This window comes from Brevundimonas sp. BH3 (genome assembly GCF_045345115.1).
GTDB lineage: Bacteria > Pseudomonadota > Alphaproteobacteria > Caulobacterales > Caulobacteraceae > Brevundimonas.
The window spans coordinates 635,766-650,097 of the sequence record NZ_CP150796.1 but is presented as its reverse complement, the minus strand read 5'-3'; the positions used below and the strand labels follow the sequence as shown (position 1 = coordinate 650,097).

Sequence of the window (14,332 nt, the reverse complement as noted above, 5' to 3'; positions counted from 1 at the left end):
CACGACCGTCCCGACGTCCCCATGGGCCAGTATCTTGGGGTCCCGTATTTTGGTGTCCCTGATCTGTCACTCAGATCAACTCCACCGCGACCGAGTGCTTGGCCCGCACCAGATCATAACGCGCGGGCTTGGACGGCGGCGGCAGGTCAATCATGCGCTGCACCGCGGCCCGCGCCTTCTCCTGCATCTCCGGCTCGACCGTCACCTCGAACTGCATGTGCAACAGGCAGTCGCGGATATTCTCCAGCGTGATGCGCTTCATATGCGGGCACATATTGCACGGCCCGACAAACTCGACCTCCGGCACATCGCCCTTGATGTTCGACGCCATCGAACATTCGGTGATCAGCACCACCTTTTTGGGGCGGTTCTTCTCGACATAGGAAATCATCGCCGCCGTCGAGCCTGCAAAATCCGCCGCCTGCAAAATCTCTTCGGGACATTCAGGGTGGGCCAGCACCTCGGCCCCCGGCCATGCCTCGCGCATATCGGCAATGTCCTGCGTGGTGAACCGCTTGTGCACCTCGCAATGACCGGCCCAGGCGATAATGCCCACACTGGTCTGCGCGGCGACATTGCGCGCCAGATATTCGTCGGGGATCAGGATCACCTTGTCCACGCCCCATTCCTTGGCCGCCCACTCCACCACCTGCACCGCATTGGCACTGGTGCAGCAGATGTCCGTCTCGGCCTTCACATCTGCGGTCGTGTTCACATAGGTGATGACCGGCAGACCCGGATGGCGCTCCTTGATCAGGCGCACATCCGCCCCCGTAATCGACGAGGCCAGCGAGCAACCGGCCCGCAAATCAGGGATCAGAACCGTCTTTTCAGGGCTGAGAATCTTCGACGTCTCGGCCATGAAGTGAACGCCCGCCTGAACGATCACCTTGGCATCGACCTTGGCCGCTTCCTTTGCCAGCGCCAGACTGTCGCCCACGAAATCGCCGACGCCATGGAAGATGTCCGGCGTCATATAGTTGTGCGCCAGAATGACCGCATTGCGCTCTTTCTTCAGCGCATTGATCTCGCTGATCAGCGCCGCCTGAACGGGCCATTCCATCGGTGTGGTGTGGTCCTTGACCTTCTCCCACACAGCGGCAGTTTCCTCTGCCAGTTCCTTCGTCAGGCCGAATGCAGCGCCCATGACCATCTCCCTACACCCTTATGCTCACTTTTAGCATAAGGTGGGCATACAATAGGCCTTCCAACGCCTGACGCAAGATCAAACCATCAGCGCACCAATCGAAACAGATCACCCAGCGGCACATCCAGCGCCTACGGGGACAGAAGTTATGATCTGCCCCAAATCGTTACCCCAGTAGAAAATAGTCGCCACAATTAATGTCGATTTCCCAAAGACTTGACATCATAAAAATCATTGATATGGGAATTTGAACAAATAAAATGATTGCAGGACATTTAAATCATGAATTTAAGTAAAATTTCTAAAAACGATATTATTGCTGGCCACATTTCATATCACATAGCACTAATATCACTTATTTTACTATACAACACTTACAATATTTATACAATAATTTTGTGTATAGTTTTAACTATAGCAATTATTATCATTTTTAAAACAAATTATATTTTAATAAATATCTCTTTCAACAAAGAGTTGAGAGCATTTCCAAGTAAAAAAGCCACCTCAAGTAAAGCTAAAATATTAGAATTATTTACATTTTGTCTTTTAGCAATATCAATATTTACAATATTATTTTCAGATTTCAAATATCATGAAAATGATTTTAATAAATACATCGGTACGGCTTTATTTATTACTGCAACGATTATAAGTACATGTATTAGAATCTATCATCATAATGAAATAATCAAGATAAACAAAACCAACCGACAGTGACGGGCCGTTACGAGCATTGTGCTGATTACCAACGATTCTCTCATTTTCCACGCCCCGTTTGCGCATCTCTGCAAAAGAGAAAATTATTCCTCGACGCGTATGTTTCAGAACGCTACCAACACACAAACTCCCCATTTGCCTATACCGTAGCTAAAATCGTGCAAGAAACCGTCCGCCGCATCCTGACCGCCCGCGTCTATGACGTGGCCGTGGAAACCCCGCTTGATGCCATGCCGCGCCTGTCGGCCCGCCTTGCACGTCCGGTTTTACTGAAACGCGAAGACCTGCAACCGGTCTTCTCGTTCAAGGTGCGCGGAGCCTATAACCGCATTGCCCACCTGACGGATGCCGAACTGGCAAAGGGCGTCATCTGCGCCTCGGCAGGCAACCACGCCCAAGGCGTCGCCCTGTCCGCTTCCAAGCGCGGGGCCAAGTCCACCATCGTCATGCCGACCACCACCCCCGACATCAAGGTCGCGGCGGTGAAAGCTCTTGGTGGCACGGTCGTCCTGCACGGCGAAAGCTTCGACGATGCCAATGCCCATGCCCGCAAACTAGAGGCCGAAACCGGCGCCACCTTCGTCCACCCGTTCGACGACCCCTATGTGATCGCAGGCCAAGGCACTGTGGGTCTAGAAATCCTGCGCCAGCACCCCGACCCTCTGGATGCCGTCTTCATCCCCATCGGCGGCGGCGGTCTGGCGGCGGGCGTTGCCGCCATCATCCGCTTCCTGCGCCCCGAAACCAAGATCATCGGCGTCGAGCCGGTCGAGGCCTGCTCCATGAAGGCCGCAATCGCTGCGGGCGAGGTCTATACTCTCGATCAAGTCGGCCTGTTCGCCGACGGCGTGGCCGTGCGCCGCGTCGGCGATGAAACCTTCCGCCTGTGCAAAGACCTGCTCGATGACATCGTACTGGTGGATACCGACGCCATCTGCGCCGCCGTCAAAGACATTTTCGACGATGTCCGCGCCGTGGCTGAACCCTCCGGTGCCGTCGCTCTGGCCGGTCTGAAAGTCTGGGCCAGCCGCAATCCGGGCACAGGCGCATTGGCCGCCATCAACTCCGGAGCCAATGTCAATTTCGACCGCCTGCGCCATGTCGCAGAACGCGCCCAGATCGGCCTTGGCACCGAGGCCCTGCTGGCCGTCTCCATGCCGGACGACCGCGCCGCCTATCACCGCTTCCTCAACAGCCTGCAAGGCCGATCGATCACCGAGTTCAACTATCGCTACAGCGGCAATGGCACAGCGCAAATCTTCGTCGGCATCGCCCTGTCCGGCGACAGAGACGAACGCCACGCCCTGTGCGCCACCCTGCGCGAGGCCGGTTACGGCGTCGAAGACATGAGCGACAACGAAATTGCCAAGCTGCACGTCCGCTATATGGTCGGCGGCCGCGCCCCCGAACTGTCCGGCGAGCGCCTGTTCCGCTTTGAATTCCCCGAACGTCCGGGGGCCTTCCTGAAGTTTATGAACAGCCTGCAACCGGCATGGAACCTGACCCTGTTCCACTACCGCAACCACGGCGACGACGTCGGCCGCGTCCTCGCCGGCATCCACGCCCCCGACAACCAATACGCCGCCGTCACCACCGCACTGGACACCCTCGGCTACCCCTATATCGAGGAAACCATGAACCCCGCCGCACGGCTGTTCCTCGCCTGATAGAAAAAGGGCTCCGTCTCTAATGACGGAGCCCTTTTTCCTTAGTGCCTAGTCGCGCAAACGCTCGACGCTATTATTGACGCCCTCGATACTGAGGCGCGGTCGGGCCGAAGATTGCCAGCGCACCTTGTGATTGGTCCCCGCCACCTCCAGCGAGGCCCCCGGAGCCAGATTCACGGTCACCTGATTATTGCTGCCCACAACCTCGAGACTGGCGCATTCACCGGTAAAGGTCAGCACATGGTTCACACCGGCCACCTCGACCGCGCGTCCTTCGCACGGAATAGTCCGGTGATGGCCATCCCCCACCACCTCGATCAAGTCGGGGCCAATATCGATCGCGCCGACCTGAGCCGACGCAGCCATAGCCAATAGAGCAAAAGACAAAGGGGACATGACGCCTCCGTTACAGGGTCCTTATCGACCGTTGATCAACGTCACGCCCGCCGTAATCGATCCCCCGAACCGGCCTTGAGTTCTCTATTTTTACCGTTTCACGCCCAGTCCGCGCTTCACCACAAACACCAGCGCAATCATCACCGCCGCCCCCAGCAAACTGCCGAACATCGGGAAATAGGCATGGTTGCGCACACTATCGATCGCCACATCGGTAAAGCCTTGCGCCACCAGTTCTCGCACCCGCAGTTCGGTCTTCACCACCGTCCACAGCACCAGCCCCGCCACGCCCGCCAGCGACAGATAAAACAGCACCCGCCGCCCGTCATTGTTCAGCTTGGCGTCCCTGTCTTCCTGCGTCATCCGCGACCTCCATCCCTACCCGTCCGCAAAAATCTTCGCACAGCCGCATCCAATAAAACGGTCCGGCGATATCGCACCGGACCGTTCGTTACTCACACCTTCGCGCCCTAGGCCGCTTCGATCGTCCGGATAATGTCCTCGGTCGTGGCCCCCGTCAGGGTCTTGGTGATCTCGCCAAGCAGCCTCTCCTCGACCTCCTTGTGCCAATGCTTGCGCAACTCGCCCATGGTCTTGGGTGCGGCAATCACCACCAACTTGTCGAACCTGTTCTTCAGCGCCCAGTCATTGAGCGCCAGCGCCACACTCATGGCATGGCCGTCCTCGGCCTGGGTGTCATTATCGGGATTGGCCTCGGTGGAAATTCTTCCCGCCGATCCCACAACGCGCTCTTCCAGCTTCGGTATATCCACCGCGCTCAACGCCACCTCGGTCGCTGTACCGGTATTTCGGTAAAGACGCAGCACCTCGCCATCCACGACGGCGACCAGACTGTTGCTAGGCAGGATCATCGACTTCTCCTCGGATAAAACACTCCCACCCGAACCAACGATCCAGCCCCCGTTCCGTTGCCCGCCATCTTGTCACATCGCCGCGTGCAGACGACAGTGACACCATGCAGATCCGCCCAGAAACCCCCGCCGACATCGCCGACATCCGCGCCGTGACCAAGGCGGCCTTCGCCACCGCCCCACACAGCCAGCAAACCGAAGCGGCCATTATCGACGCCCTTCGCGCGGCCAAGGCCATGACCCTGTCGCTGGTTGCCGAACAGGACGGCGAGATTCTCGGCCATATCGCCTTCTCGCCTGTGCTGATCAACGACCAAGATCACAACTGGCTCGGCCTTGGCCCCATCAGTGTCCATCCCGATCATCATGGCACGGGCATAGGCAGCAAACTGATCCGCACCGCCCTCGACCAGATCACCGCCATGGGGGCCAATGGCTGCGTCCTGCTGGGCGATCCCGCCTATTACGCCCGCTTCGGCTTCCGCGCCGCCCCCGCAGATGGTCCGACCCTCGTCTATCCGGGCGTTCCGGCCGAATACTTCCAGTCCCTGCCCCTCAACGGCCCGGCACTTTCCGGCACCGTCACCTATCATCCGGCCTTCGCCGCAAGCTAGGCCATTGCGCCATTTACGTTGGCGTGACAGCGTTCTTCCGAATCTTTCGAAGCCGCCCATGTCCGTTCGCCCCCTTGCCATTATTGCCCTGCTGGCCTCACTTGCCTTACCGGCCACCGTTACCGCCCAAGCGAGCGCGCCACTCGCCTCGGCCACCACCCGCGATTCAGCACAAACCGCCATGCCGGTGCTGCAATCCCCGCAGGAACTCGAAGAGAAGAAACTGCTCGAACGGGTCATGCAGGACATGCAGCGCTCGGGCCCCTCGGCTCTTCGCCGACATGTTCCCGCGCTTCAGGCCGCGCTTGATCGCATACCCGCCGACTATACGATCGTCGCCCATATCGGGGATGCCATCGTCGTCCGCAGCGCCGATCTGAAGGTATTTCTCCCCCTACAACTGGCACTGCTTGCCACCGACGAAGGCCGCAAGGCTTCGGGCATCCACGCTATTGAAAACACCTATGGCATGGTCGCGCAGATACTGGCCTTCGAGGCGGTCGAACGTCAGGACTACCCCGCCGCCATCGCTTATGCCGACCGTCTGCTGGCCATCCAGCCTAACCACCCTCAGGTTCAGGCCGAAAGAATTGTCGCCTATTCCAAGATGGGCCAATGCGAAACCGGCCTGAAACTCGCGGGCGAGGCCCTCGCCAGCGAAGACCTTGTCCTTGCCATGAACCGTGATCTGTTCCTGCGTCGTCAAGGCTACTGCCAGATCGAACTGGGCCGCTTCGACGACGCCAAGGCCAGCTATGAAGCCGCCCTCGAACTCAACCCCGACGATCAGCTTTCACGCAGCCAGCTCACCTATATCGCCCAGCAAACCGCGAACCGTTAGACCCGCTTGACCTGAACCGGCCACAGCCCTAACCCGACTGTGTCGAAAAGATTTTCAGGCCGGTTGGTTATTCCGGTCCTCGCCCCGCCTCTCGCGGTTCGAGATCAGTTAGGGCCAAACGCCCTGAACCCGCGACGTCATTTCCTTTCACAGGATGACGTCGCCACGGGTTCCCCATGGCACGCCGTCCATTTTTACGAGACGTCCCTATGGGCAAACCCGACCCCAAGACCCTGCTTCTGGCACAGGTCTTCATCACCTTCTTCATGTCCGGCACGATGTCCGCCTTTATGGGCATCCTGCATATGGGCTTTGGCGACACCTTCCTTGGCGTCTGGCCGCGCGACTGGGCCATCGCATGGCCTGTCGCCTTCCTGCTCACCCAGATATTCAGCCGCCTCGGCTTCAAGCTCGCCTTCACGATCCGCAAGCCCGCGCGATAGCAAACTTCAGGGCGTCAGTTTGGGGCGTCAGTCTGGGGGCGTCAGTCTGCGGATTTGACGCCCTCATGCGCCAGCAGCCACGTCTTGCGCTCATGGCCCCATTCATAGCCACCCAGTCCGCCGCCCGTGGCAATCACACGGTGGCACGGATTGACCAGCCCGACCGGATTATAGCGATTGGCCTGCCCCACGGCCCTGACCGCCTTGGGGCTGCCCACCGCGACGGCAATCTGGCTATAGCTGCGCGTCTCGCCGGTCGGAATAGCCCGCAAGGCCGCCCAGACCCGCTCCTGAAAATCCGTGCCATGGGTACGCACCGCAATCCGGTTCAGCGCCGCCGCATCACCGGCGAAATAACCTTCCAGCGCCACTCGCAAAGCCTCCGGCACGGTCTGTTCCTCGAATACCGCCCCCGGCCATTGCTTGCCCAAAAGCTGCTCCAGCCGCCCGTGATCCACGCTCCATTCCAGCGCCATCAGGGCTCCATCGCCATCAAAGGCCAGACGGATATCGCCCAGAGGCGTGGCCATCTGCCCCACCCCGATTGTCTCGCCTTTATGCTGCACCATCACCGTCTCCGCGACTGTCTTCTGGACCGGACGAAAACGAGCCTGAACCCGTTTTCATCCCGCGACAAGCGCCCTAGCAGCGCGCACCGATCCGGCGATCCAGCGCCAGCGAGGCCAGCGACTGCACCGCCCGCACCGCCTCGCAAATGAACCCGAACACCACAATCGCCATCAGCAGGGTCGGTACCGTGTCCAGCGCCCAGCTGTCACGGCTCAGCATCCGCTGCCAGAAGTCATTGGCCGACGCCACACGGATCAGTTCCGACAAGGGCGATGCCATCCACATCCACGCCAGTATCGCCATATTGGCCAGCGCGAAGATGAAATCCCCCATCGCCGTCAACCGCACAGGACTACCCGTCACCACGCGCAGCACATCAAAGGCCACCCTTGCCGCCAACACCGCTACCACCGGCCAGTAAACCACACGATGGATATCACGGAACGCCGCCCCCAGATCAAACCCAGTGTCCAGCAACAATGCATCAATCCGCACGCCACCCAACGCCCCGATCCACCACAACAGCACAATCAGCGTAAACACCGCACTGGTCGCCGCCCCCGCCACCGGCGAGAAGTCGGACCGGTCCGCCACAGGCGTGTCCTTGGCCTTGTTACGCGCCGCCACATTGCCGCGCAGGAAGTCCAGCCCGCTGCGTTCCATCGTGCCTGCCCATGCAAACAGGCCCAGATCACGCACCTTCCAGTCGGTCAGGAAGTCCGGCTTTTTCGGCTGCCGCTCCACCACCCATCCGGCAATGGCCAGCACACCGACCACACTGATGGCCCCGTTCACAAAGCCGCTGACCGCATGGCCCAGAGCCCGCCCCAGCTCCTCGCCACCAAACAGCACCGCAAGGATCAACCGCGCCAGCGCCAGCAGCACCAGAGCAATCAGCCCCAGCCGCGCCGCAAACATCCACCACGGATAAAGCTCCGGCCCGATCAGCCCTTGCGGACGCTCACTATACCGCGCCGCCACCACCAATGGATGGCCCACCTCGCGCAGCAAAACTTCCAGCTCCGCCTCGATCAGCGGACGCCCCAAAGCCTCCTCGCGGTCCTCCTTACGCGCCAGTATCTCGTCGCGCAGTTCAGCGACAATATCCTCGGCCTGATCCTTCGACAGTTGCGCCGCAACTACGCCCAGATAGGTATCGATCATGTCCATAGACTTGTCGGATGTGCTCATAGCATTCCCTCCACAGAAGCCGACAGAGCGCGCCATTCAGCCGCCAGTCGCCCCAACATTTCTTCGCCTTCTTCAGACAGCTGGTAGAAACGCTTCTTGCGCTTCTCTTCCTCGCGCCACTCGCTGACCAACAGCCCCTGGCTCTCCAGTCGGCGCAGCAGCGGATAGAGGGTGCTCTCCTCCATCTCGACGCCCGCTTGCGCCAGCGCCATCCGCAGCGAATAGCCGTATTGCTCGCGCCTCAACTGGGCCAGCACTGCCAGGATCAGCGACCCGCGCCGCAGTTCCAGCCTCAAACTCTCGAACAGGTCCTCATTGGCCACAACGCACCCGCCACCCTTGCCGCCACATAGTGTGTGACACACAGTGTATGCAGCACAGCAAACACAAGAGTCAAGAACGCCGGTCTACGAATTATCGCGCGCAATAAAAAAGGGCGAGCCTTGCGCCCGCCCCACCAATCCTCGTTGCCGTCTTCAATCGCCCATCTTCTCGAAGATCGCTTCCGCCTCTTCGAAATCATCAAAGTCCAGCCGCGCCGGATCATTGATGATGACAAAGCGCGTCACCACGACATGGCCATCGCTCGCCGTCCGGTCCCACTGCCACATGCATCGATCAGAGCGCTGCTGCAACAAAGTCCAGCGCCCCTCGCCCTTGGGTGGTTTCAGGTCGTAGTCTGACAGCATGGTGGTCCCTCCACCCCGCAGTCAGCACCACGCCCGCACCGCTGTCAAAGCCGCTCGCCTCGCAAGCGACTGACATTTGCGTGTACGGCTCAGCTTTGCGCCGGCACGTCGTCCTGCCCTTGCACCATACGGGTCACGGCCAGATCCGCCGTCACATTGCCCAGCGTGCGGAAGATGTCGGGAATAACCTCGACCGCCAGCAACAGCGGCAGCATCTCCAGCGGCACGCCCATGGCGATACAGATCGGCGCAATCGAGGCAAAGAAGCTGACCTGCCCCGGCAAGCCCACCGTCCCCACCGAGATCAGCGCCGCCGTCAGCATGGCGGCAATCAACTGGCCCGCGCTCGGCTGGATACCGAACAGATGCGCGCAATATAGCGCCACCCCGAGGTTCGCCACCGGCGAGGTAATGCGGAACACCGCCACCGCCAGCGGCAGGACCAGACCCGCCGTCGCCCGCTTGACGCCCAGCATATCCACGGCCCGCTCCACCATGACCGGTAGGCTGGCCAGCGAGGATTGCGTCGAAAACGCCACCACCTGTGCCGGTGCCGCCGCCCGCGCAAAGCGGCCCAGACTGACACGGCCAAACACCATGACCAGCGGATAGAACAACAGGCCGATGCCGATACAGGCCGCTGAAATCACCACCACATAGTGCAGCAACACGCCCGCTGCGCTGGCCCCCGCCGTCAAACCAACCCCCAGCGACAGGGCAAACACCCCGATCGGGGCCGCCACCAGAACCCAGCGCACGATGATAATCATCGTCTCGCCCACCGCCTCGAAAAAGGTCGTCAACGGCACCCGCAAACGCTCCGGCAATCTCGACGCAGCAAAGCCGAAAAAGACCGCAAACACCACGATACCAAGGATGGCATCTTCCGCCGCCGCCTTGATCGGGTTGGACGGCGCAATGGTTTTCAGGAACTCGCCAAACGGTGCCCCCGCCCCGACCTGCGCCCCGTCAGGAGCCGCCGCCAACAACAGCTTGGCCCCCGCCGCATCCACCGGCCACAGGGTCAGCAGCCCATAGGATACCGCCACCGAGTAACAGACCGAGAACGTAATCAGCACGGCAAACCACGCCACCGCCTTCATCGCCATCCGCCCCGCCTTGGCCGCATCGGCAATCGAGGCCACCCCCGTCACCAACAGGCTGAAAACCAGCGGAATGATCGTCATACGCAACGCATTCAGCCATAATTGGCCGATCGACTGGATGAAGTCGGCTGTCTCGGCCCCACCGGGCAGACCCCAGCGCTGGGCGACCATGCCGACCACCAGCCCCAGCGCCAGCGCCGACAGCACCTGCACACTCAACGAAGTCAGAAAGCGTCGCGTTTTCGGCATGGATCAGGCTCCGCCCGTATTATCGACCGCAGTCTCCGAGCGACGCCCGCGCGGCGGCACCTGCGTGGCCACACCACATGCCCCCGCCGCTGCCAGAAACACGAGGGTCAGCCAGAAGCCGTTCTTGATCTCGACGCGAATGGCCTGCCCCATCATCTGCGACAGCTGACGTTCCAGAGCCTCCATCTCCGATCCGCCCTTGTCCGGCTTACCGGTCTCTTTCTCGATCGCCCCGCGCATCTGGCCCACCATCTGGCCCATGCCGCCGCCCAGCAACGCAATCGCCAGCACACTACTGACCAGTACCGCACGGCCCGCATTCTTGACCCCCTTCAGGGCAAAGCTGCCGACCAGACCCAGCGCGATCACCACGGCCCCCGCAATGGCCCACCATGCAGCCTCCAGCTTCTCCTTGGGCACCGGAATGTCCGCCACTTCGGGCGCACCTGTTGCCAGTTGGTATCCTGTGGCCTCGATCAGGGGCTGCCCGTTACAGCTCACCGCCACCCAGGGCAGCAGGAACAGCAGCAAGGCGAGAACCTTGGCAATGCGTGCGGCCCATATCCAACTGATATTCAACGTCATCTGTCGCTCCCCCGGCGAAATACAGAAATCGACCTTGGCACCGTTACACGCAAAGAGAAAGGGCGGCAGACCTTTCGATCCACCGCCCTTTCCATTTCATCTCCGCCCCCGAAAGGACGGACCGCTCATGTCAGTCTAGAATTAGAACGACTTGACCAGGTTGATGAAGGCCGTACGGCCCAGATAGTCATAACCCGAATACAGCGGCGCATTGCCAACGCGGTTGTAAACGCCCGACGAGATGGTCGGCGGGTTGTCGTTGAACAGGTTGCGAACGCCTGCCGTCACGGTCCAGTCATTGTTGTTGTACTGGACCGAAGCATTGTGCAGCCAGTAGTCGTCAACAGCCAGATCGTAGATGCTGGTGGCCGGATCTTCTTCGTAATAGGTGTAGGATTCAGTGCCCTGGATCCATTCCACACCATAACGCACGCGCCAGTTGCTCCACGCATACGACATGTCTGCCGTTGCGGTGAACTCCGGATTGTTGATCATGCCCTTGGCATCTTCCAGCGGGTCTTCAGCAAACAGCTTGCTGGAGATTTCCGTGTACTGGGTGACGGCCAGGTTGAACAGCGCCGAGCCCGGACCGACGTCGTTGCGGTAACGCAGGGTGTAGTCCAGACCCTTCACGTTGTCGGTGGCCAGATTCACATAGCTGTCGTTGACGATCAGCTGACCATCATTGGCATTACGGCTGACCAGACCACAGAAACCGGTGTCATTGGCAAAGTCTTCCGGACGCGAGTCATAGCAACGCGACAGGATTTGACGGGCACCAACACGCGACACGCCGTTCTCGACTTCGATCTCGTAATAGTCGACGGCGAACGCCAGATCACCCCAGCCCTGCGGCAGGGTCGGCTGCAGAACCAGACCCACAGTCATGTTGGTCGAGGTTTCAGCGGCCAGGCCGGCATCGGCACCACCCGAGGTGATCACCTCGACGCTGGTGGTCGATTGCCAGTCGGTCGGCAGACCTTCGGCCGCACAGTTGGCGACGCGGTTCGGGTTGACGTTCGGCTTGCCGTATTCGTTACAGCTGTCTGCCGAGTTCGACAGGTAGCCGGTGGTTGCACCCACGAACTGCTCGAACAGCGCAGGCGCGCGGTACGAGGTGCCATAGGTACCACGGAAGGTCACACCGTCGATCGGCTGATAAACCAGACCGATCTTGTAGGTGGTGTCATCACCATACGAGTCATAGTCGGTATAGCGGAACGAACCGTTCAGGGTCAGTTCGCGGGCCAGCGGCGCATCGCGCAGCAACGGCACTTCCAGCTCGCCGAAGACTTCCCAGACATTGTCCTTGCCGCGGGTGATCGCCGAGGTCGAGAAGTTGTAGGTGTTGCCGTTCTGCGAATCCAGACCCGGGGTGTCGTCGATTTCCGACTCGCGCCATTCCGCACCGAAGAAGCCCATGACTTCACCAGCCGGCAGCGAGAACAGAGGACCATCGACGCCGAGGCTGACGATCTTCTCTTCAAAGACGGTGACGCCGGTGACCGGACGGAAGACATAGTCCACCCAGTCCTTCGGCAGCTTGCCGCCGATGACGTCGGTCGACAGGGCCGGAGCAGCCACGCAGCCCGGGTTCGAGGCCAGCTCAGCGCACTGGAACTTGCCCGGAGCAATTTCAACCACGTCCAGCGACTCGACCATACGGTCGGTCAGGAACTGGTGGCTGGTATATTCCGAACGCGAGCGCGAATAGCTGACCGACATGTCATAGCGCCATTCAGGGATGAAGAAGTCACCCTTGATGCCGCCGACTGCGCGGGCAAAGTTCTGCTCTTGGCGCGAAACGTCGTTACCGAAGCCGATGAAGGCACGGACGCCAACATCTGCACCCTTGTTCAGACCTTGATCACCGAAGGCGGTGCTCCAGGCCAGGTTGTCCGGAATCAGCGCCGAACCCTTGGCATAGTCCAGAGCCAGCTGACGGTAGCCGGTCTGCTTGGACTTGCGGTTGTTGAACAGGAGCTCGCCATAGACTTCGGCATTGCCCAGTGCGTTCAGCTGATAACCGGCTTCGCCGTACAGGGTGGTGATGTCGACCGGCGAGATCAGCGATTCATTGAGCATACGATCTTCGAACGAGTCACGGATGTTCACATCCAGAGCCACATTCTTCTTCGGATCGTTCGGGTTGATGTACGAACCACCCACGCCCTCGAAGCCGATCACGCCCGAGGTGATGGCCGAGTTCGGACGCCAGCGGTTGAAGGTCACGCCGTTGGCATAGGCAATGTCCGGCACACCGGCTGCGCCGATACCGGCCAGGCTACCGGTGCCGATGGTGTTGATGGTCACACCGTTCGAGCCGGTCGTGGTCAGCGGATAGCATTTCGACTGGCCGGTCAGCGGATCGACATAGTCGTTGCCGAAACGGAAGCCGTCGGTCTGGCAGCTGGTGAAGTCGCGGTCACGCAGGGTCAGTTCGTCACGCTCGTAGCGCTCGATCGAACCGGCAGCACGCCAGCGATCGCCACGGGCACCGGCCGTCAGCGACAGACGGGTCGAACCGCCATTGCCGTTGGCGTCCATCGGCGAGTTCATCTGGGCTTCGAAGGTCAGGCCTTCGAAATTCTTGCGGGTCTGGATGTTGACCACACCGGCCACAGCGTCCGAACCGTAAACCGACGACGCACCGTCACGCAGAACATCAACACGGTCGATCATCGAGGTCGGCAGCACGTTCAGGTCAGCCGAGCCCACCGAACCGCGCGAACCGGCCGGCGACACGCGACGGCCGTTCAACAGTACCAGTGTACGGCTCGGGCCCATGCCACGCAGACCGATGGTGTTGGCACCCGGACCGCCATTGGTGACATAGCCACCGTACGAGCTGTTGATCTGCGAGGTACCGCCAGTGATGGCCGTCGACTGCAGCGCTTCCGTGGTCGAGGCAAAGCCTTGCAGGGTCGCTTCTTCGCGGGTCACGACCTGGGTCGGCGACGGCGCATTATAGTTGTCGCGACGAATGCGCGAGCCAACTACGACGATTTCTTCAACCTGCGTCACTTCGACGCCAGCATCTTGAGCAACCGCAGTTGCCGGAACCAGCATGGCCATCGAAACCGCAGCAGCACCAGCCGCAATCGTCGAGCCAAGCAGATAGTCTTTACGTGTACGCATAGAGACTCTGTACCTGTTTTACTTACTACAATACCACACGCCGATCATCGAACGCCGTGCTGCGATCCGCGCTCATCTAAAAGCGCGACCAGAAGAACGGGCTA

The 14,332-nt window shown here is 60.2% G+C and carries 15 protein-coding genes; 4 read left to right on the top strand and 11 right to left on the bottom strand.

Features of this window, described 5'->3' with window-relative positions; genetic code table 11:
• Positions 1–70: 70 nt before the first annotated feature.
• On the bottom strand, positions 71–1,153 hold the full coding sequence (gene nadA / locus WEU32_RS03125) for a quinolinate synthase NadA (protein WP_406852828.1): 1,083 nt from the start codon (positions 1,151–1,153) through the stop codon (positions 71–73).
• A gap of 869 nt (positions 1,154–2,022) precedes the next feature.
• Between nadA and ilvA the strand changes: the two genes are divergently transcribed.
• On the top strand, positions 2,023–3,534 hold the full coding sequence (ilvA, locus tag WEU32_RS03120; RefSeq protein WP_406853487.1) for a threonine ammonia-lyase, biosynthetic: 1,512 nt from the start codon (positions 2,023–2,025) through the stop codon (positions 3,532–3,534).
• A 48-nt stretch (positions 3,535–3,582) separates the two neighbouring features.
• Here the strand turns inward: ilvA and WEU32_RS03115 are convergent, their stop codons facing one another.
• From WEU32_RS03115 to WEU32_RS03105, 3 genes are all read right to left on the bottom strand, one after another.
• On the bottom strand, positions 3,583–3,930 hold the full coding sequence (locus tag WEU32_RS03115) for a DUF3060 domain-containing protein (protein WP_406852827.1): 348 nt from the start codon (positions 3,928–3,930) through the stop codon (positions 3,583–3,585).
• Positions 3,931–4,020: 90 nt separating this feature from the next.
• On the bottom strand, positions 4,021–4,293 hold the full coding sequence (locus tag WEU32_RS03110) for a hypothetical protein (RefSeq protein WP_406852826.1): 273 nt from the start codon (positions 4,291–4,293) through the stop codon (positions 4,021–4,023).
• A gap of 107 nt (positions 4,294–4,400) precedes the next feature.
• Positions 4,401–4,802: a host attachment family protein gene (locus WEU32_RS03105; RefSeq protein ID WP_406852825.1), complete on the bottom strand. Its 402-nt coding sequence runs from the start codon at positions 4,800–4,802 to the stop codon at positions 4,401–4,403.
• Positions 4,803–4,906: 104 nt separating this feature from the next.
• Here WEU32_RS03105 and WEU32_RS03100 point away from each other — a divergent pair, with 104 nt between their 5' ends.
• The 3 genes from WEU32_RS03100 (at position 4,907) to WEU32_RS03090 (ending at position 6,700) form a co-directional block, all read left to right on the top strand.
• Entirely contained in the window at positions 4,907–5,416 is a 510-nt protein-coding gene (locus tag WEU32_RS03100; protein ID WP_406852824.1) for a GNAT family N-acetyltransferase, read from the top strand.
• Between the two features lie 58 nt (positions 5,417–5,474).
• Positions 5,475–6,257: a tetratricopeptide repeat protein gene (locus WEU32_RS03095; RefSeq protein ID WP_406852823.1), complete on the top strand. Its 783-nt coding sequence runs from the start codon at positions 5,475–5,477 to the stop codon at positions 6,255–6,257.
• Between the two features lie 209 nt (positions 6,258–6,466).
• Positions 6,467–6,700 (top strand): DUF2798 domain-containing protein, encoded by a 234-nt coding sequence (locus tag WEU32_RS03090; RefSeq protein ID WP_167174509.1) that lies wholly within the window; start codon positions 6,467–6,469, stop codon positions 6,698–6,700.
• Positions 6,701–6,741: 41 nt separating this feature from the next.
• Here the strand turns inward: WEU32_RS03090 and WEU32_RS03085 are convergent, their stop codons facing one another.
• The 7 genes from WEU32_RS03085 to WEU32_RS03055 form a co-directional block, all read right to left on the bottom strand.
• Complete coding sequence (locus WEU32_RS03085; protein ID WP_406852822.1) at positions 6,742–7,269, bottom strand: methylated-DNA--[protein]-cysteine S-methyltransferase; 528 nt, start codon at positions 7,267–7,269, stop codon at positions 6,742–6,744.
• Between the two features lie 73 nt (positions 7,270–7,342).
• Positions 7,343–8,461 (bottom strand): hypothetical protein, encoded by a 1,119-nt coding sequence (locus WEU32_RS03080; RefSeq protein WP_406852821.1) that lies wholly within the window; start codon positions 8,459–8,461, stop codon positions 7,343–7,345.
• The gene (locus WEU32_RS03075) at positions 8,458–8,784 is read right to left on the bottom strand and encodes a PadR family transcriptional regulator (protein ID WP_406852820.1); all 327 of its coding nucleotides are present in this window, start codon (positions 8,782–8,784) and stop codon (positions 8,458–8,460) included. The genes WEU32_RS03080 and WEU32_RS03075 overlap by 4 nt, the downstream gene beginning before the upstream one ends.
• Positions 8,785–8,937: 153 nt before the next feature.
• Positions 8,938–9,150, bottom strand: a complete 213-nt coding sequence (locus WEU32_RS03070; protein ID WP_312135060.1) for a hypothetical protein — start codon at positions 9,148–9,150, stop codon at positions 8,938–8,940.
• Positions 9,151–9,239: 89 nt separating this feature from the next.
• Positions 9,240–10,505 carry a dicarboxylate/amino acid:cation symporter gene (locus WEU32_RS03065; RefSeq protein ID WP_406852819.1) on the bottom strand — a complete coding sequence of 422 codons (1,266 nt, stop codon included), beginning with the start codon at positions 10,503–10,505 and terminating at the stop codon, positions 9,240–9,242.
• Between the two features lie 3 nt (positions 10,506–10,508).
• Positions 10,509–11,090 (bottom strand): hypothetical protein, encoded by a 582-nt coding sequence (locus WEU32_RS03060; RefSeq protein ID WP_312815390.1) that lies wholly within the window; start codon positions 11,088–11,090, stop codon positions 10,509–10,511.
• A 141-nt stretch (positions 11,091–11,231) separates the two neighbouring features.
• Complete coding sequence (locus WEU32_RS03055) at positions 11,232–14,228, bottom strand: TonB-dependent receptor domain-containing protein (protein WP_312135054.1); 2,997 nt, start codon at positions 14,226–14,228, stop codon at positions 11,232–11,234.
• Between the last annotated feature and the right edge of the window lie 104 nt (positions 14,229–14,332).